Source organism: Snodgrassella sp. B3837, from assembly GCF_026535955.1.
GTDB classification, from domain to species: Bacteria; Pseudomonadota; Gammaproteobacteria; order Burkholderiales; family Neisseriaceae; genus Snodgrassella; species Snodgrassella alvi_E.
Window position 1 is genome coordinate 114,512 of the sequence record NZ_JAFNPI010000006.1, and the last position, 19,574, is coordinate 134,085.

Annotated in this window: 18 protein-coding genes; 5 read left to right on the forward strand and 13 right to left on the reverse strand. The window is 42.7% G+C overall.

The features are described 5' to 3' along the window. Positions 1–64: 64 nt before the first annotated feature. The gene (locus J3U67_RS01495) at positions 65–478 is read right to left on the reverse strand and encodes a DUF1090 domain-containing protein (RefSeq protein ID WP_267390370.1); all 414 of its coding nucleotides are present in this window, start codon (positions 476–478) and stop codon (positions 65–67) included. Positions 479–602: 124 nt separating this feature from the next. Here J3U67_RS01495 and J3U67_RS01500 point away from each other — a divergent pair, with 124 nt between their 5' ends. Beyond that, a complete protein-coding gene (locus J3U67_RS01500; protein WP_416384668.1) occupies positions 603–1,484 on the forward strand; it encodes a ferritin-like domain-containing protein in 882 nt (293 codons plus the stop codon). A 55-nt stretch (positions 1,485–1,539) separates the two neighbouring features. Here the strand turns inward: J3U67_RS01500 and J3U67_RS01505 are convergent, their stop codons facing one another. The 7 genes from J3U67_RS01505 to J3U67_RS01535 form a co-directional block, all read right to left on the reverse strand. Next, entirely contained in the window at positions 1,540–2,427 is an 888-nt protein-coding gene (locus tag J3U67_RS01505) for a metal ABC transporter substrate-binding protein (protein WP_416384669.1), read from the reverse strand. Between the two features lie 42 nt (positions 2,428–2,469). Further along, a complete protein-coding gene (locus J3U67_RS01510; RefSeq protein WP_267390369.1) occupies positions 2,470–3,345 on the reverse strand; it encodes a metal ABC transporter permease in 876 nt (291 codons plus the stop codon). 4 nt (positions 3,346–3,349) lie between these two features. After that, complete coding sequence (locus J3U67_RS01515; RefSeq protein ID WP_267390368.1) at positions 3,350–4,078, reverse strand: metal ABC transporter ATP-binding protein; 729 nt, start codon at positions 4,076–4,078, stop codon at positions 3,350–3,352. A gap of 202 nt (positions 4,079–4,280) precedes the next feature. Beyond that, entirely contained in the window at positions 4,281–5,846 is a 1,566-nt protein-coding gene (gene mnmC / locus J3U67_RS01520) for an FAD-dependent 5-carboxymethylaminomethyl-2-thiouridine(34) oxidoreductase MnmC (protein ID WP_267403503.1), read from the reverse strand. Next, positions 5,843–8,005: an AsmA family protein gene (locus J3U67_RS01525; RefSeq protein ID WP_267403505.1), complete on the reverse strand. Its 2,163-nt coding sequence runs from the start codon at positions 8,003–8,005 to the stop codon at positions 5,843–5,845. Before J3U67_RS01525 ends, mnmC begins: the two co-directional genes overlap by 4 nt. Before the next feature lie 221 nt (positions 8,006–8,226). After that, on the reverse strand, positions 8,227–8,700 hold the full coding sequence (locus J3U67_RS01530; protein ID WP_267403507.1) for a copper chaperone PCu(A)C: 474 nt from the start codon (positions 8,698–8,700) through the stop codon (positions 8,227–8,229). A gap of 84 nt (positions 8,701–8,784) precedes the next feature. After that, entirely contained in the window at positions 8,785–9,576 is a 792-nt protein-coding gene (locus J3U67_RS01535) for an inositol monophosphatase family protein (RefSeq protein WP_267390364.1), read from the reverse strand. Positions 9,577–9,820: 244 nt separating this feature from the next. Here J3U67_RS01535 and J3U67_RS01540 point away from each other — a divergent pair, with 244 nt between their 5' ends. From J3U67_RS01540 to clpP, 4 genes are all read left to right on the forward strand, one after another. After that, positions 9,821–10,633 (forward strand): RNA methyltransferase, encoded by an 813-nt coding sequence (locus tag J3U67_RS01540; RefSeq protein WP_100140618.1) that lies wholly within the window; start codon positions 9,821–9,823, stop codon positions 10,631–10,633. Positions 10,634–10,673: 40 nt separating this feature from the next. Next, the gene (locus J3U67_RS01545; protein WP_267390363.1) at positions 10,674–11,546 is read left to right on the forward strand and encodes a DUF1853 family protein; all 873 of its coding nucleotides are present in this window, start codon (positions 10,674–10,676) and stop codon (positions 11,544–11,546) included. Positions 11,547–11,708: 162 nt separating this feature from the next. After that, positions 11,709–13,028, forward strand: a complete 1,320-nt coding sequence (gene tig, locus J3U67_RS01550; RefSeq protein ID WP_267390361.1) for a trigger factor — start codon at positions 11,709–11,711, stop codon at positions 13,026–13,028. A gap of 86 nt (positions 13,029–13,114) precedes the next feature. After that, positions 13,115–13,726: an ATP-dependent Clp endopeptidase proteolytic subunit ClpP gene (gene clpP, locus J3U67_RS01555; protein WP_100140621.1), complete on the forward strand. Its 612-nt coding sequence runs from the start codon at positions 13,115–13,117 to the stop codon at positions 13,724–13,726. 122 nt (positions 13,727–13,848) lie between these two features. On the opposite strand, the gene rodA is transcribed toward clpP, so the two are convergent. The 5 genes from rodA to J3U67_RS01580 are packed head-to-tail and all read right to left on the reverse strand — an operon-like array spanning position 13,849 to position 19,452. Continuing rightward, a complete protein-coding gene (gene rodA, locus J3U67_RS01560) occupies positions 13,849–14,955 on the reverse strand; it encodes a rod shape-determining protein RodA (protein WP_100140622.1) in 1,107 nt (368 codons plus the stop codon). 11 nt (positions 14,956–14,966) lie between these two features. Continuing rightward, positions 14,967–17,006: a penicillin-binding protein 2 gene (gene mrdA, locus J3U67_RS01565; RefSeq protein ID WP_267403509.1), complete on the reverse strand. Its 2,040-nt coding sequence runs from the start codon at positions 17,004–17,006 to the stop codon at positions 14,967–14,969. Next, positions 17,003–17,500 (reverse strand): rod shape-determining protein MreD, encoded by a 498-nt coding sequence (mreD, locus tag J3U67_RS01570; protein WP_100140624.1) that lies wholly within the window; start codon positions 17,498–17,500, stop codon positions 17,003–17,005. Before mreD ends, mrdA begins: the two co-directional genes overlap by 4 nt. Then, the gene (mreC, locus tag J3U67_RS01575) at positions 17,493–18,383 is read right to left on the reverse strand and encodes a rod shape-determining protein MreC (RefSeq protein WP_100152611.1); all 891 of its coding nucleotides are present in this window, start codon (positions 18,381–18,383) and stop codon (positions 17,493–17,495) included. Before mreC ends, mreD begins: the two co-directional genes overlap by 8 nt. A gap of 31 nt (positions 18,384–18,414) precedes the next feature. Next, positions 18,415–19,452: a rod shape-determining protein gene (locus J3U67_RS01580; RefSeq protein WP_037405504.1), complete on the reverse strand. Its 1,038-nt coding sequence runs from the start codon at positions 19,450–19,452 to the stop codon at positions 18,415–18,417. Between the last annotated feature and the right edge of the window lie 122 nt (positions 19,453–19,574).

A 19,574-nucleotide genomic window follows, 5' to 3' on the forward strand; every position in this document is an offset into this window, starting at 1 on the left:
CATAAAAATACCAATAAAAAAGCGGATAAATCAGCTTTTTTATTGGTGTGGATATTAGCCTATTTTACTGTTTAGCAGCCTGCTCAAAACGGGCATAATTCTGTTTTGCCTGTTGAAGTTTGGTTGTATTTTCATTCATTTTGTTTTGCAGCTCTGCTACTTTATTGTTGTCGCCTTTTGCCTGAGCTTTTGTTAGCTTACGCTGTGTTTCATCAATTTTATTATTTAGCTTAGCGATTTTCTGCTGATATTTCTGACGCAAATCATTGTTGTTACAATTTTGCGCAATATCGGCTTTTTGTGCATTAAGACGGTTAATCTGTCTTTGATTATTATTAGCGCGGGCATATTGCATTTGATTATCAATCTGTTGCTGTTTTTCAGCACAGGTTTGCCATTGATGATCGGCCAAAGCTGGTAGGGCGGCAGACAATGACAGACTAAGCAGAGCCACTTTAAGTATACGTGTTGTTTTCATAAATTTAACCTCTAGAGAAAATTAATTCTGTGTATTGTAAAACTAAGCAGCGATAAACACTATCTAAAATGTAAATTCAGTTTAAATCAAAGTTTATTTTGTTACTGCAGCGCATGTATACTGAATGCTCAGTTTTTTACCCCTTTCTGTGAAAATGTCCATTGCTGCCTTATTGGAATCAGCTTTGTTAAGTACTTTGCCTGATGAAAAATGTTCTTTGAGCCATACTGCTCATAAATTATGTATTCAAACACCAGCCAATGCTCTGAAGAGGGAGGTAACGGCTGTTATACGTGATTTTCGTTTTGCCGGCCATCCCGCAAGACCTAAGCTGGTACCACCTTCTAAAGTGAAAAGCCGTAAATTTTCAATCGAGGAAGGATATGCGGCTTTATTACACGCCGTTTGTCATATTGAATTTAATGCAATCAATCTGGCGCTAGACGCAGCCTACCGCTTTCGTCTCATGCCAGAAGAATTTACCCGCGACTGGGTACGTATTGCAGCTGAAGAAGCACATCATTTTCAGCTTATGCGGCAACGTCTGCAAGCTTTCGGCTATGATTATGGTGACTTTGCTGCGCACAATCATTTATGGGACATGGCCTATAAAACCGCATTCGACCCACTGCTGCGGATGGCTTTGGTACCACGCGTTTTGGAAGCACGTGGGCTGGATGTTACCCCAGGAATGCGCTCTAAAATTGCACAAAAAGGAGATGAGCATACCTGTGCAGTATTAGATATTATCTACCGCGAAGAAGTAGGCCATGTTCAAGTGGGAAATTATTGGTATCAGTATTTATGCGCACAACGAGGGCTAGAACCACAGGCTTTATTTCGGCGTTTACTCAGCCGTTATGATTTATTTATTTTCCGAGGTTATGTAAATATCGAAGCACGAGAACAAGCAGGTTTTTCCCGTTTTGAACTGGAAATGCTGGAAAATTTCGAACAAAGCCGCCAGTCTGATGTACACAACTGGCGGCTGGCATTGCAAAACTAAATATGTATTCTGTTAGGTAATAACGGCAAAAGAATTCTGAAACTGTATTCTCAATCTATTTCATAGCCGCAGCGAGTGCATTAACATTAAAACGGAACATATCGATATAGGTTGCCGCTGGCGCTCCGTTGCTCAAGGCATCTGAGTACAAACGACCACTGATTTTTGTCTGAGTTTCGCTGGCAATTCGCTGCACCATTTTCGGATTTTTAATGTTTTCTATAAAAATAGCTTTGATATGCTCACGGCGTATCTGGCTAATAATTGCTGCCACCTGTCGCGCTGATGGCTCGGCTTCAGTGCTTACACCTTGCGGAGCAATAAACTGAATACTGTAACGCTTGGACATGTAGGCAAAAGCATCATGACCAGTCAAAACCTTACGTTTGTCTGCCGGTACAGTATTAAATATTTTAGTAGCCCAGTTATTGAGCTCCGCCAGCTGGCGCTGGTAAGCCGCCAGCCGCTGCTGGTAATAGGCTTTGCCTTGCGGATCAACTTTAATCAATGCTCCGGCAACATTACGCGCATAGGTCTGCATCAGAACCGGGTCATTCCATATATGTGGGTCTGTGTGCTGATGATGGTCGTGGCCGTCGTCTGCCATCATCAAAGGCTGAATACCCTGAGTAACAGTAGCCAAAGGTACACGGCTTTGTTGAGCAGCTCGTTGCAAAGACAATGGTTCTAGGCCTAAGCCATTAAGTAGAATCAGTCTGGCTGAGCGCATGTCGCGTAAATCCTTACTGACCAGCTGATACATATGCGCATCCTGATCATAACCAATCAAGCTTCTGACCTGTACACGTTCACCGCCAATTTGCCGTGTAACATCGCCCAGAATACTGAAACTGGTGATAACCGGCAGCGGTGCCGCCTGAAGCAGGCTGGCTAAACTACACAGAAACATACTAAGCAGGCAAATAAAAAAGCCTCGTTTCATTTTTTATATATCCTTCAGTGGTTTATGATGCAAAAATTATCTCTAAGCAACATGGTGTCGCTGACGTTTATAGACTCGCCATAGAATACCGCTTTCACTGCCAACAAATAATGACAGTATATAAACCAGACCACAGCACAGAATAATAGCCGGCCCAGATGGTAAATCAATATAGAAAGACAATAGCAGACCTATATAGCCACACAACACAGCAATAATAGCTGCTATCATCAGAATACCGCCCATAGATTTCTGCCACAAACGGGCACTGATAGCGGGCAACATCATTAAACCTACAGACATCAGTGTTCCTAAAGCCTGAAATCCAGCAACTAGATTCATCACAACCAGTATTAAAAAAATAATGTGCCAAAGCGTGCCTTTACCGTTCACAGCACGTAGAAAAAGTGGATCTATGCTTTCCAGCATTAGCGGGCGATATATCACGGCCAATACCAGCATTGATATACTGCTCACTATCGCCACCAGCGTCAGCGCTGACTTATCGACTGATAAAATCGAACCAAAGAGTAAGTTCAATAAATCAACACTGTTTCCGCCACGGCTCACCAACACCACACCTAAGGCCAAACAGGTAAGAAAAAAAGCGGCAAAGCTGGCATCCTCGCGCACATTGGCAAATCGGCTGGCCAAACCGGCCAGCAATGCCATCAACAGGCCAGCAATAAGCCCGCCTAAACTCATTGCTGGTAAACTTAAGCCAGCTAGCATATAGCCGGCTGCTGCACCCGGTAAAATAGCATGCCCAAGCGCATCCCCAACCAGACTCATACGCCGCATCATCAAAAAAACCCCAACCGGCGCAGTACCTAAAGCCAGAAATACAATTGAACATAATGCATAACGCATAAAATCGTAATCAGCAAAAGGCTGAAAGAGTAAATAGGCCATATTCATTAATTTACCTGTTACACCACTGATCCTGTTCGTATTGCTGCATTGCTGCGGCCGCCTGTTGCAGATATTGTTCAGTCAATACATGATCCGTTTTACCCGCTGCAATTTTTTCCCGAGCAATTAACAAAGTGTAGGGGAAATACGCCTGCACCTGCTCATAATCATGCAAAACCGTAATCACCGTACATTGCTTCTGCTGCTGGTATGCTTTCAAAATATCCAACAAAGCAAAAGTTGTAGCAGCATCAACTGCGTTAAATGGTTCATCAAGCAACAAAACACGAGCATTCTGAATCAACATGCGTGCCAGTAATACTCGTTGAAACTGGCCGTTAGACAACTGAGCGATACTGCGTGCCTGATATTGCAGCATACCAACTTGAGTTAATACTGCAATAATCCGCTGATGCATAGATTTACTGATACCCGCAAAGAAACCAGTTTCATACCATAACCCCATTGCAACTAGTTCAAACACACTCATAGGCTGACTGCGGTCAATATCCGACTGCTGAGGCAGGTAAGCTATATCAGAGCGCTGTAAATGCTGCCAGTAAATTTCACCACTATCGGGTCGTACTAGCCCCATAATGGCTTTGAGCAACGTGGATTTACCCGCTCCATTAGGGCCGAATATTGCCCACATTTCATTTGGTTTAAAATCAATGCTGAGATGATGGATAGCTGGTCGCTGGCGATAACTAACCGTGACATTGTCTACCTGAATACTCATGATGCACTCACTGCCCATGCATACATCAACCACATCAAAGCCAAAATAACGCCCACACCCATCAACCGTTTACCCACACCGCATAGCAAAAGTGAAAACATTGTGATGCCTCTACCGGATCAGCCCAATGACAATTTAATGTTATAGTATAACATTACATTCATCATACCTATACTATAAAGTTTTAGCAAAATGAGAAATTTTAAGCAGTCAAAGGAAATGATAAATGATGTGTTAGCGCTCTAATGGGCAAGCGGTTGGGATGCAAAGCTTGTTGCAGCCGCACAGATAAAGGAGAGGGCAAACCTAGTATGGCAGCAGCAATTGCTTCGGCACATAAAGGCGCTGTCAGCAAACCTCGGCTGCCATGAGCTGTATTAATAAACATACCTGGCTGCCATGGACAAGGTTGATTAAGCCGATAATTTTTGTCCAAACGCAAGCGGGCATACTGTTGCAGCATCGCCTCTGCATTGCCCACAGGCCCAGCCAAAGGCAAATGATCAAATGCATCACAGCGTATAGCCGCATGTCCCTGTGGTTTTGCATTCGGATTCAGATTTGCTGCGAGATGTGGTAGCCAGCGGCGCAATTGCTGCCAGTTAACATTTTCATCCTCTTCATTTAGGCTGTTATCGGTATTGTTCGGATGAAAAGTGGCACCAAAACAAAGTTTATCCTGCCATGCGGGGGTAATATAGCTATTTCCACTTAGCGCACAGGTTGGTTTTATAACATCAGTTCTAAAACAAGCTGTGGTAGTTTGTCCTCTGATTTTATGCAATGGCCAGCCAGCAACTGGAAAGAGCGTATCACTGTCCGCTCCGGCACAGATAACTACATGGGATGCTTCCAAAGTGAATGATCGATTCATATTCTGACAAACAATTTGCCAGCCATTATTCTGATACGCAACACTTGTAACTTTAGTTGCAGTCAACACCTCAATTATAGGTTGTCTAAGCAAAGCATCAACCCAGCTATAAGGATTGATGGCAGCACCAAATGGCCACCATAATCCCCCTGAAGGTAATTCCATACCGGCAATATCACCAGCCTGAGTCTGCGTGATAGATCGAAACAAAGCATTATCAGGATTTTGCGAAGCTAATAATCCATTGCGATTTTTTTCAGCATCATTGTAATTCAAATGGAGTACACCACAGTCTAGCCAGCCTTGACCCACTGGCAAACTATTTTGAAGCAGGCTACGGCTAAATCCATAGCCTGCCAGCAACAACTCTGTCTGCACAGTATAATTGGGAGAAATTTTGGCATACAACAGCCCGAGATAGTTGCCAGAGGCAGCACTGGCGATGGCATGTTGTTCAATTACTGTGACCGCAATCCCCCGTTTGGCAAGAGCAAAAGCAGTGGCAGCTCCAGAAATACCGGCACCGATTACCACTACAGATTTAACTGCTAGAGTGGGAGGCAATGTTAGCCAAGGTTTAAAACCACTAACACCAATGTCAGCCTTATCGTGTGAAAAACCCGAGTAAAACTGCACCCAGTGCTTATATTCTTGAGGCCGAATCAGAAGGAATTTACCTGCCGCTCGAAATGGATAGCTGAATACCGGTTGCTGTTGCCAGAATAATCTTGCCTGAGTCCAAAACCTCACTATCGCTTGCCCAGAGGCTGAGGTAGCCAATAATGTCTTCGGCCAGCTTTCGGCTACAACTATAACCTCAGCCTGCTCATCATTTCCCAACTGCTGAGCCAGCTCATCTGGCTGTGGCCAATTATGGAAGACATAAGCACTCATGGCAGCCGTACAGTTTCATTATGCTCAGCTGATGCACCGCTACCCTGATTTAGCCAGAGCCATTGCTGTTGCAACGTCTGCCGCAGACTATTCTGCTTTTGCTGAGAAGTATGTAAACCAGCAGTAAGTTTTTGATAATCTATGGAGAATGAGGGTCTAGTAAACGTACCGTTAATACGTAACGGCAGTAAAGTCTGTTGTTGTGCTCGTCGAGTGGCAATCAGAACATTATAATCCATCTGTTGTTGTAACCACTTCACATCACCAGTACCCTTGATATCAAAATTATCAGCATGTAGTTCCATACGGCTACTTCTGGTATTTCCATTACTCAATGGAATCTGCAAGCGAATATAGCGAAAAGGCGTTTGGCTAGTTTCGTTGTAAGCTACAGTTGTCTGACTGTCACTATTTTGCAGAATATTATTAATATCAATACCGTTCCACACACCTTGACGAATATGGATATCCGCCTGACCCGAAAGACTGGAAAGCCATTGCTGACGGTTGACACCTGTTCCATGGAAATCAAAGTCTGCATCGCCTTCACCATCAAGATTATGCAAACCAAATGTATCTTGTAAAAATGATTTCATTTGCACACCACGTGCATGTTGCCGTGCTTTCCAGCTTAAAGGATTAGAATTAGTCACCTGCAACAATCCATCAGTATTGCCACCATACATATTTAAACTGATAGGGTCCAAATTCAATGTACGTGCATTTAGAGACAACTGAGTTTTAAACTGATTCACAACTACCGTTGGTGTGAGCAGAGAATCAATGGATAGTTGTGCCGTAAGCGACCGTTTCCTAAACCAGCGATACCATAACTGTTGCCAGTCTGGCGGGAGCAAACTAGTACTGTTATCTGCATAAGGGCGTAAATTTAACTGTGCCAGATGAATGCTTCCGTTTATTTTTGCTTGCTGTTTATCATGTTGATAGTCAAGAGAAATGCTGACAGGCTGATTATCAAACTGGCCTTGCAGATTAAGCTGACCGTTGCCGGCATCGTCGCCCTGAACACTGCCAGATAAATCACTGATGAAACGGGAGTTGGGTAGGGCATTGACAGTATCCTGGTGGCTATTCACCGAAAAATTGTCAATTTTCCAGTGGCGCATATCCAACCATGATAGCTGACCGCTGACAGTAAGCGCGGTCTGGAACAAATGGCTTTGCCAACCGCTGTCAATCTGAAACTGAGGTAAAAACCAGTGATTCTGCAACCAGCTGGTATTGGTGGAAGACACCGTGGCATTAATCGCATTATCACCAATCTGAGCTGTAGCAACACCATTTAATTGTGGTAAAAACAGTTTAGCCCAGCCTACCTGCCAGTTTTGCCCATTGCCGGTCACATGCAACTGATTACGCTGACTATGCCACTGCCATTGCACAGCAGCTGTCTGCAATAACTGCTGCTGTGGCAACCAGCGTGCATCAAAATGCCACTGGCCGTTACTCTTACCCAAAACAGAGACTTTCGTATCTATTTCCAGATTAACATCTTTCCACTGCATCACAGCATCAGGATGATAAACAGCATTGAGCTTGCAATGCAGAGTTTGCATATCTTGGCCTCCTAAAATTCCCTCCAGTTGCAGTGCACTGGAGCTGCCAAGATTACGCCATTGAAGATTCATCTGCTTAATATACTGTAAGTTCTCATCGTCTTGAATATTAAATTTAGCGTTTTCTAGTATCAGCCGGTTTATATGTAAACGTTTACCCGAATATGCTTTCTGCCATAAATCAGCCAGATTCCACTGGCCGTTACTACCGCGTACCAGATTGATACTTGCATCGTTAAGCTGCAACTTTTCAATTGTCATGCGGCCAAAGAAACTTTGCCAGCCCAAGCCGATTTTCATCTCGCCTACATTAATGTCATTTTTTTTAGTGGCAACATTTTTAACCTGCACCTGATGTAATGTCACAGTAGGGCGCGGAAACATAGAACGGCTGATATCTGCATCAAAAAAAACTTGTCTGCCACTATCGGCCACAAACTCATTAGCACGTTTATTAATTTCTTTAGCATTAAACAAATAATGCAACACAGCCATATCAATGGCCAATAGTAAAAATATGCTCAGGCAGCCAAAAACCAGCAATTTCAACCAAAATTTGCCTGAATGCAATAATGAAATCATAAAAAATTAATTTAAAATTGTTTCAGAATATGGATTTGTCGGCTTCAAAACAAATCCATTCTGAAATAACCGTTACAATAGAAAACAATCCAAGCCTTACAAAAGCGTGGATTAAGTCCATATAAAAATACTTATATCAGTCCGCATCTGAAAACAGAGTTAATAAATTAATTCTGTTTAAAATTTACTTGCCCGTCATTTAATTTAAGACACAGATTATTTTAATGATGCATATGATGAGAATTTTCAGTTTGGCTTATATCAGCAGAAGCGGGTCCTATAGCAACAGGCACATTCAGAATAAGGGGGCGTGCATGACGGAAAGTCAATCGCACTGGAATAGTAGTATCTTTAGCCAATTGTTTTTTTAAACCCATCAGCATAATATGCATTTTCCCTGGCTGTAAATGTGTCACTTTGCCAGCAGGTAAAGGCAAACCTTTGGGCAAAGAACGCATTTTCATCACACCGTCAGTTTCTACCGTTTCATGCACTTCAGCAGACATCGCCACCGGTGTCGAAGCGCTAAGCAATATATCATCCCTGCCGGATTGATTATCCAGATCCATAAATACACCACTGGATGACATGCCAGGCACACTAAAACGAACCCAAGCATTATTTGCTTCAATGCCCTTAGCCATCAGCAGGCTAGCATAAGAAGCTAATAATGCAGTAAACAGTAGTTTTTTCATGTTATCGCCTTCAGCAAATTTCACAGTAATTTTGTTTGTGATGATTTAACCAGAATTAGCCTAAACCATCACAACTTACTTACATTATACCGCCAAATGAGGTGCAAAAATCTGCAATAATTGAGCCAGAATTTTCGGATTGGCAGCTACAATATCACCACTGTCCAGCCATGCCTGCTCACCTTGCATATCGGTAACAATCCCACCAGCTTCCTGAACAATCAGAGCACCGCCGGCAACATCCCAAGGTTTAAGATTAAATTCAAAAAAACCATCCACACGGCCACAGGCTACATTACATAAATCCAATGCGGCCGAACCTTCACGACGTGCACCGGCTGTTTTAGCCAGCACATCTTTTAAAATGGCTAGGTAAGTATTCATCATACTTTGATCAACCACCGGAAATCCGGTAGCAATCAGACTGCGCAGCAAGTCAATACGACCACTTACTCTAATACGTTTGTCATTTAGTAGCGCACCTTGCCCACGGCTGGCAACATATAGATCATTGTGCTCTGGAGCATAAACCAGTGCTTCAGCCAATGTTCCCTTGTGCAATAGCGCCATAGAAATAGCATATTGCTTATGTCCATGCAAATAATTCGTAGTTCCATCCAGAGGATCAATAATCCACTGATACTCAGCATGAATATTTCCCAGCTGGCCGGCTTCTTCACTCAGAATAGCATGCTGGGGATATACTTCCTGAATAGTGCTAACAATAATTCGTTCCGCCTCACGATCAACATCAGAAACAAAATCGTTAGCAGCTTTATTGTCAATTTTAATATTATTTAAATTGCTGCTGGCGCGATGCATCATCTGGCCGGCTTTACGCGCTGCTTTCCAGGCAGTAGTCAAAATAGGATTCATGCTCATTCTCGTGATATGGCTGATAAAAGCTTCAAACAGATAGAAAAGACGTGTTTTAAAGAACAAATGCCGCATTAAAACAACATAGCGGCAATGGAATAGAGAAATTAATTATACGGCAAAATTGCTTTTTCCAAAACCGGCTACTTTCATATACAGAATATATAAACTCATTTTGCTATAATATGCTGGATATATCAGCATTCTGCTATTTCTGAGCTCTTCCCCAGATTTAATATTAAACATGAACAAACCCGTACTTCCCGATTTTTTAAGTAACATACTTGTAGTACTCACACGTACCAGCCATCCGGCAAATATTGGTTCCGCAGCACGTGCCATGAAAACCATGGGGCTCACCAACCTGACACTGGTCGCACCAAATCTGATGCAAACTCCCATGACAACGCAGCCTCCAGTATTCGACAGTACCAATCCAGACACATTTGCTTTACCGGAAGAAAGCTTTATTCTTGCATCTGGAGCAAAAGATGTGCTGGAAAACGCACACGTAGTAGCCACACTTAATGAAGCTCTGGCTGATACCACATTATCTTGTGCCCTTACCAGTCGGCGGCGTGAGCTGACAGCTCCTTTGTACACACCACGCGAAATTATGCCTTCATTACTGGATACAGCCAGAGCTGGGCAAAAAATTGCATTAGTATTCGGTAATGAAACTTATGGACTAAGTATTGAGGAAGTACAAAGCTGCAATCGCCTAATTACCATCAACGGTAATCCTGAATATTTTTCACTAAATCTAGCTCAAGCCGTACAGGTAATCTGTTATGAATTATTCAGCCACGTAAACAGCAGTATGGCCCATTTGATACAGCCAAAAAATCTGGCCACACATCAACAAACACATGATATGGTGGCACATCTACGTCAGGTAATGGATAAAGCCGGATTCTTTAACCGGCGTAATGAAACAAGGTTAATGCGCCGTATGGCTGCCATGTTTGACCGAGCGCAACTCAGTACCGAAGATATTGACATCTTACGTGGCTTTTATAACACCATTAACCAGCAAATTCAGAAAAAGCAAGATTAACTTTCAATAAATCATGTTTATAAAGGAGAAAGCACTACTCATGAATTATGCTTCTGATCCCATCTGGTGGCGGTTAAAAAAAACCATTGTACGCGATTTGGCTAGTTTACTAACCGCTCCATCACCATGGATTTCTACCGTAGAATTGCCTATTTCCCAATTACTTGGGGATGATGGCTTTCGGTTTTTACTCGCTCTTGATAAACATCCCGAGGATTTATATTTATTCCTGAAAAGACACAGTGGTTACCAATCCCATCTGGGTATATACGCAGAAAAATTATTGCAATACTGGTTTTTAAATGCCCCTCATAGCCAGCTCATTGCCCATAATCTGACAGTGATGGATAAGCAGCGTACAGCGGGAGCCATGGATTTCATCGTACAGCTGAATAATCAGAAATATCATCTGGAATTGGCGTGTAAATATTATGGTAGTTATTCAAATGAACTGGAAAGCTTTAATGGCCTGAATCAGTCAGATCTGCTGAAAAACAAAAGGGATAAAATCATACAGCAGCTAGCATTGAGCACAAGTCTAGAAGCCAAAAAATCGCTGGCAAAGTTATCTGTGCAACCAGAAGAGCTCCGGCAAGCCAGTATAATCCGAGGCATGCTCTTTACCCCTACGGGCAACACACATTTTCACATACCAATAAATCCTTTATGCTGGCAGGGGCGATACATCGAAGACTGGTCTGTTTTGGAAGCTCTGGAAGACTCTCGCTTTTATCTTCTCAATCATTTATCTTTACTATCACCAGCACGCCTTAGCAGCAATGCAATCGTGAATTTTGATCAGATTAAACAAATAAAGCAGGGTATCATAGCAATAGTACAAAAGCATGAAGATGGTTACTGGCACGAAACAGAAAGAATCATGAAAAAAGACAAAAATCCTGTGCAACCATAAATTACTGCAAGTGTCTCGGACATTACATAGGCTTTTATAAAGGCTTATGGTAAACTTGCGATTTAATTTTGTCTGCATGAAAGAATGCCGGGTACTGACAGCCCAGGCAGTGCCTGAAGACAAATCAAACAAATCAGATTAACTGACATCTAAGGGTTAACGATGAGCGTAACAGTAGAAAAATTAGATAATTTAGAGCGTAAAATTATTTTGGCTCTGAACTGGGAAGACATCCGGGCAAAAGTCAATGCACGAATGAAAGTGGCACAGAAACGTGCTCGCGTTGATGGCTTTCGCCCTGGTAAAGCACCACTGCGAATTATTGATTCCATGTATGGCTATGGCATTCGCGATGAAGTGCTGAACGAAATGACCCATAAAGCTTTCGAAGACCTCATTGTAGCTGAAAAACTCAAAGTAGCAGGCCTGAAAAGCCTCACCGCTTTGGAAGATGAAGATCAGGACGATGAAAAATTCTACAAAATTGCTGTAGTGTATGAAGAATTTCCAGAAATCAAAATCGGCGATTTAACTTCTCAGGAAGTCACCAAATTCAGTACTGAAATCGGTGATACAGAAATCGATAAAACAATTGACATCTTGCGCCAGCAGCGTACCCGTTTTAATCACGTAGAACGGGAAGCACAAATTGGAGACCGGGTAATCATTGATTTTGCCGGCAAAATTGATGGAGAGGCTTTTGCTGGAGGATCTGCTGAAAACTATCCGTTCTTACTAGGGAAAGGCCAGATGCTGCCTGACTTCGAAACAGGTATTGCCGGTATGAAAGAAGGTGATGTAAAAGAAGTATCAGTTACCTTTCCAGAAGATTACCAGAGCAAAGAGCTCGCTGGTAAAACAGCTATTTTTACCATTACTCTAAAAAATGTTTCTGAAGCTGTTCTGCCGGAAGTAAATGAAGAATTTGCCAAATCACTGGGCATTGAAGACGGCGACGTAGAAAAAATGCGTGCTGAAATCAAAAAAAATGTCAGCCGAGAAGTAAACCGTCGCGTTAGTGAAATGACAAAAGATAGCGCTATTAACGCTTTGCTGGCCTCTACACCTATTGAAGTACCTACTTCTATGATTACCGAAGAAGCTAAAAGCATGGCAGCACGCATGAAAGAAAATTTTGCCGCGCAGGGTATGGATCAAAAAGATTTGGACTTGCCGCTTGACATGTTTAATGAACAAGCTAGTCGCCGAGTAGCCATTAGCCTGATTATGGGCGAATTGATACGCGAAGAAAAACTGGAGCCAAGCGAAGAACAGGTACGTAAAGTTATCAATGAGTTCGCCGACAGCTATGAAGATCCACAGGAAGTTATTGATTGGTACTATAGCGACAAAAAAAATCTGCAAGTGCCAACTTCTCTGGCTATCGAACAAAATGTTGTAGACTATGTCCTCAGTAAAGCCAAAGTTAGCGATAAAGTGCTTACTTTTGATGAAGTAATGGGACAGCAGGCACAGGCCTAAACATAGCAAACATTGAATAAATGACCAAAAGCACCAAAGTAGTTGAGAAGCTGCTTGGGTGCTTTTATTTCTATTGAGGAAAAAACATGTCACATATACAGAATCTTGGTCTCGTACCCATGGTGGTCGAACAAAGCGGCCGTGGTGAACGCGCATACGATATCTATTCACGTTTACTTAAAGAGCGGATTGTATTCATGGTAGGGCCTGTTACAGACGAAACCGCCAATCTGATCGTAGCGCAGTTATTATTTTTGGAAAGCGAAAATCCCGATAAAGATATTTCTCTCTATATTAATTCACCGGGTGGGTCTGTCACTGCCGGTATGTCTATTTTTGATACCATGAATTTTATTAAACCAGATGTAGCTACTTTATGCTTGGGTCAGGCTGCAAGTATGGGAGCTTTCCTTTTATCTGCCGGAGCTAAAGGTAAACGCTTCGCATTGCCAAACAGCCGTGTAATGATTCACCAACCTCTCATCAGCGGCGGCTTAGGTGGACAAGCATCTGATATCGAAATTCATGCGCGTGAATTACTCAAACTGAAAAAACAGTTAAACGAACATTTGGCTCGTCATACTGGCCAAAAACTGGCACAAATTGAAAAAGATACAGACCGTGATAATTTTATGTCAGCAGAAGAAGCACAGAAATACGGATTAATTGATGAAGTACTGGTTCATCGCCCCAAATAAACATTCCTGATGCTTAATTAACTAAGAGCAAGCTTTAAATCAATATAAAATCGAAACCAAAAATTGGTTTCGATTTTATATTTTTTCACAATACCTATCAGTATAAATTATTCGAGCTGAAGTCAGCTTTTACGTTGATTACTAATACCCATTAGCATCGCCAGTATCACCATTACTGATAAAGTAGCAGTACCACCATAGCTTACCAATGGCAAAGGCACTCCCACCACTGGCAGAATACCACTAACCATGCCCATATTAACGAATGCATAGCAAAATAATGTCATAGTCAGTGCACCAGCTAAAGTACGGCAATACAAAGTAGGTGCTTTAAGCGTAATATATAAACCGCGCACCAAAATAAATGTATATACACTCACTAGCAGAATATTGCCAATCAGACCAAACTCTTCTCCAAAAACTGCAAAAATGAAGTCAGTTGTGGATTCAGGAATATAATCAAGATGTGTCTGAGTTCCTTCGAGCCAACCTTTTCCCCAGATTCCTCCTGATCCAATAGCCGTCATCGATTGCAGGATATGATAACCAGCACCAAGACGATCTTTAGTAGGGTCAAGCAAAGTCAGTACCCTCATACGCTGATAATCATGCATCCCATAATTCCAAATTATAGGCAGCATAGCCACAAACCCGATAATCGCAGTAATAATAACTTTCCACGGTAAACCAGCAAAAAATATAACAAACAAGCCGGAAGCCATAATCAAAGTGGCAGTACCTAAATCAGGCTGTTTCAAAATCAGTGCTACAGGGATAAATATCAGCACAAAGGCAATAATATAGTGATACCAGCGAATATTACTTTCATTTTTCTGAAAATACCATGCAATCAGCATTGGTACAGCAATTTTCATGATTTCTGAGGGCTGAATTCGTCCTATCCCAATATTTAGCCAGCGAGTAGAGCCATTTACAGTGATACCAGCAAAATGTACACCTACCAAAAGTAATATACCTAAACCATAAAGGGGTAAAGCAAAATTACTTAATATCTGCGGTGGAGTCCGTGCAATCAGCCATAATAAAATAAAACTAAGAATAGTATGCAAAGTTTTATTTTCCAGCTGGCCAAAATCTTGTCCATCTGCCGAGTAAAGCAGAAATAAACTCATGACATAGATTATCAACATAGCATAAAACAGCCATACATCCATCGGTGCCCAGAGCTTATACCAGATACGTTTCAACCATTGCTTCTCATTAATCATATTTATTTATCTCACAAGCCTGACTGTGGATGATAGGCACGCAGTAATGGTGGCAGAGCAGCCTGATTATGCTCATCATGCTGTTGCGCATCCATCATGGCATTATTGGATAAATCATTTACCGGCAAATCAGAAGTATTACTGGCCACACCTGCGCTAGGAAGATTTTTGAGTTTCAACAGATAAAAATCGGCCAGCTGTCGAGCCAATGGTGCAGCCGTAGCTCCCCAGCCATTATTTTCAAGAATTACAGCTATAGCTATCTGAGGTTTGTCAGCCGGTGCAAAAGCAATAAACCAAGCATGGTCACGTAACTGCATTTTTAGTGCTGCAGCGTTATAACGAGCACCTTGCTTAATCTGTACCACTTGTGCCGTCCCCGTTTTACCTCCCATGGTATAACCCAGACCAGAGCCGATTGCAGCAGCAGTTCCACCCGGCTTCAATACTTTTTGCATTGCGTCCTTCACATATTCAAAATTGCTGCGTTTAAATGGCACAGTTCTGACAGGCTGAGGATCAATCAAGGTCATTTTTTGGGAATTATGGTCGAGTAAAGCCTGTACCAGATGAGGACGGTAAACAATGCCATCATTACTCAAAATAGCAGTAGCAAAAGCCATTTGTAATGGTGTATACGCATTGTAACCCTGTCCAATGGCCATACTGACACTATCGGCCGGTTGCCACACCCGTGCCTGTGGCTTATAACGAGCAAATCTTTTCTCTTTCCATGCACGAGTTGGCAACACACCTGCATATTCATGATTAATATCAATACCGGTCTGTTTACCAAGATTGAATTCGGCCAGATAGGGCGACATACGGTCAACACCCATTTCGTAGCCAAGCCGGTAAAAGAATGTATCCGATGATACCTGAATAGCCTTACTCAGATTAGCAGAACCATGTCCACCTCGTGCCGCATCTCGAAACTGATGCGTAGAGCCAGGAATACTCCATACACCTGGAGCAGGCAAGACGGTGTTCTGATTTAGTTTGCCACTTTCAAGTGCAGCCATAGCCAAAAAGGGTTTGAAAGTAGAACCGGGTGGATACATCCCTTGTGTAGCTCGGTTCAATAATGGATGGCGCCAATCTTCATTCAAACTTTTCCAGGTTTCCGTGTCTATTCCATCAATAAACAAATTAGGGTTGTAGCTTGGTTTGGATACCATTGCTAGAATGGCTCCGGTCTGCGGATTTATCGCCACCAACGCACCTCGTTTATTGCTCATCAGCCGGTCGGCTTCCTGCTGTACACGGATATCCAGTCCTAGCCTCAACGTTTGCCCTGGAATGGCTGGTACGGTTTTTATTGTCCGAACAATATGACCCTGAGCATCTTTTTCAACTTCACGATATCCAGGCACACCGTGCAGCTGGCGCTCATAATATTCTTCCAGCCCCATTTTGCCGATATGTGTGCTGCCACGGTAGAGGTTAGTAAGATTAGCCTTATCCAGCGCCGCCATATCACGGTCACTAATACGGCCGATATAACCAACAATATGTGCCAGTAACTCACCATACGGGTAATCCCGAAAAGTCCGGGCATTTATTTCCACACCCGGAAACCGATATAGTTCAGCTGCAAGGCGGCTGGCTTCTTCCATGGTGAGCTTTAGTTTTAAAGGGACTTTATCGTAAGACCGGTAATCAGCGCGAAATTTAGCAAAACGTTTCAAATCACTGGGTGTGATGTCTACATAAGCGCGTAAAGCATTAATAGTATCATCAATTTTTCCCGGCACCTGATTAGGGATAATCTCCAGCGAATATGCGGGATAATTATGGGCCAGCACTACACCATTAACATCTACAATTTCACCGCGTACCGGTGGCGTAGGAATCAGAGAAATACGATTATTGGTAGCCGCAATAACATAATCATCATATTTGATAACCTGTAAATAAACAAAGCGTGCAATTAACAGGCAAAAACAAACAATAATTAATATAAATGCTACTGCAATCCGTAAACCCAGATCACCATACTGAGCCGGTTTGGACGGACGTTTTTTTTTGGTTCGAAATTGCAGTGCTTTCATAGACGTCTAGAGTAGGCGAGATAAAGCATGAATTTAGATAACAGAGGCCAGAGCAAAGCACTGATAAAGGGTGAAACAAAAAGATTCCAGCCTGTGAACTGATGCGTAGAAAAAAAATGAACAATTACCAAAATTAGTGTCATCAGCATCAAGCTACCAAAAATGGTTAGTGCTTGAAACCCATATGAGTAACCAAGCATCTGGTGCCGGTTTTGCTCAATTACATACACCGCAGCAATCAAAGCAAGTGCATGCTGACCAAATGGTGTACCCTGACCAACATCCACAATCAGACCAAGTATAAAAGCCATGCCAATACCAACATTCTGCGGCCGGTGTAAGCTCCAGTACAAAGTCATCATTGCCGTACAGGCTGGCAGCCAACCGGCTAGTGGCTGGGGAATAGGAATTAAATCTAGAAATAATGCAGCCACAAGACTCAAAACAATAAGCCGTTTTCGGGTATGGCGGTGCAGGCTGTCAACTTCAGTCATGATTGGCGGATGTTGGGTTAGTCACTGCTACATCAGCAGAATAATGAGCTGTCTGCCCATGCTTTTGGGGAATAACCAGCACAAATGTGCTGCTACGCATTTGTGCCACCGGCTCAATCTGAGCACGATAATAGGGCGAACCATTACCACTTTGTGCTTTTGTGACGGTAGCAACTGGTATGCCTGCTGGATAAACACTATCCATTCCAGACGTTACCAGCAAATCATTAGGTAATAAACTGGCATTAGCCGGAAAATAACGCAAGTCCAAACTACCAGAGCGACCATAAACCAATGTACGAACTCCAGTGCGCATAACCATAGTCGGAATCACTGCATTAGTACTGGTTATCAGCATAACCTCCGAACTTAAAGGCTGAACTGCAGTAATCTGTCCGATTAGGCCATGCTCATCACTTACTGCATCTCCCATGCGAATCTGATGATGGCTACCTTTATTAATAATAAACCTATCAGCAAGCGGATTACTGTCATTTGATACAATCTGCGCTACCTGCGCCTGTGGCAAAGCTGCTTTTTGCACCTGATTCAGCTGATTCAGATTAAGCACAGACTTTAACTCTACTGCGTGCTGACTAAGCTGCAATTTTAATTGTGCATTCTGAGCCTTCAATAATCTGTTTTCATTGCTCAGATTTTGCTGCTTCTCAAGAAAAACCATACCATTGGAAACAGCGTTAACCGGCTGCATAGCCAGCCACTGAAACGGGTACAAAGCCGTAGCAATATAATTGCGGCTTATTTTAACCACATCATATCGGTTATCAAGCAAAAGCAACACTACCGAAACCAGTGACAGAACAACCAGTTTACTGGTACTGCGCAGACCATTGTGAACAAAATTTAGTGAAGGCTCTGCCATTATCAATTACATTGAACAAAAATTACGGCATTTAAGGATTAGATACAAATACAGAATTCATCTTACCAATCATATCTAGCGCATGGCCAGAACCACGGGCAACACAGGTAAGAGGATCCTCTGCAATCATAACTGGCAGACCGGTTTCTTCTGACAGCAAACGGTCAAGTCCTTTCAGCAAAGCACCGCCGCCGGTTAATACCAGACCACGATCGGCAATATCTGCACCTAATTCCGGAGGTGTTTGTTCCAGAGCATTTTTAACAGCCTGCACAATTTGATTTAAAGGTTCTGTCAGCGCTTCTAGCACTTCATTAGAACTAATTGTAAAGGCGCGCGGAATACCTTCAGCAAGATTGCGTCCTTTAACCTCAATTTCTTTAACTTCCATCCCGGGGAAAGCAGAACCGATATTTTTCTTAATTTCCTCAGCAGTTGACTCACCAATCAACATGCCATAATTGCGGCGCACATAATTGATAATGGCATCATCAAACGCATCACCACCCACACGGATAGAGTGGGAATACACCACGCCGGATAACGAAATTACCCCCACTTCAGTAGTGCCACCGCCAATATCCACCACCATGGACCCTGTTGGTTCTTCGATCGGCAAACCAGCACCAATCGCTGCAGCCATCGGTTCTTCAATCAGGTTTACGATAGATGCACCCGCTGCCAGAGCAGAATCACGAATAGCCTTGCGCTCAACCTGAGTAGAACCGCAAGGTACACAGATTACGATACGCGGAGCAGTAAAACGGCTATTGTTCACTTTTTTTATAAACTGCTTCAGCATCTTTTCAGTAACATTAAAGTCAGCTATCACACCATCTTTCATCGGTCTGATTGCTTGAATGCTACCCGGTGTGCGGCCCAGCATTTTTTTCGCCGCCGTTCCCACAGCCAGCATGCCGTTTTTGGCATTTATCGTATCGTTCTGTACCGCCACCACAGATGGCTCGTTCAATACTATGCCTTTATTTTTAATAAAAATCAGAGTGTTAGCTGTACCAAGATCAATAGCCAGATCATTGGATAAATATTTGGTAAAAAAGCGAAACATGGGGCTGTCCTAATGAACTTTAAAATTATCAGTATGGCAAAAGCAGTTGTTTGACACATTAACCAAAGCAAATCAATGCGCCATAGAATAGGGATTTCGGTTATAATTCCTGACTATGTAAA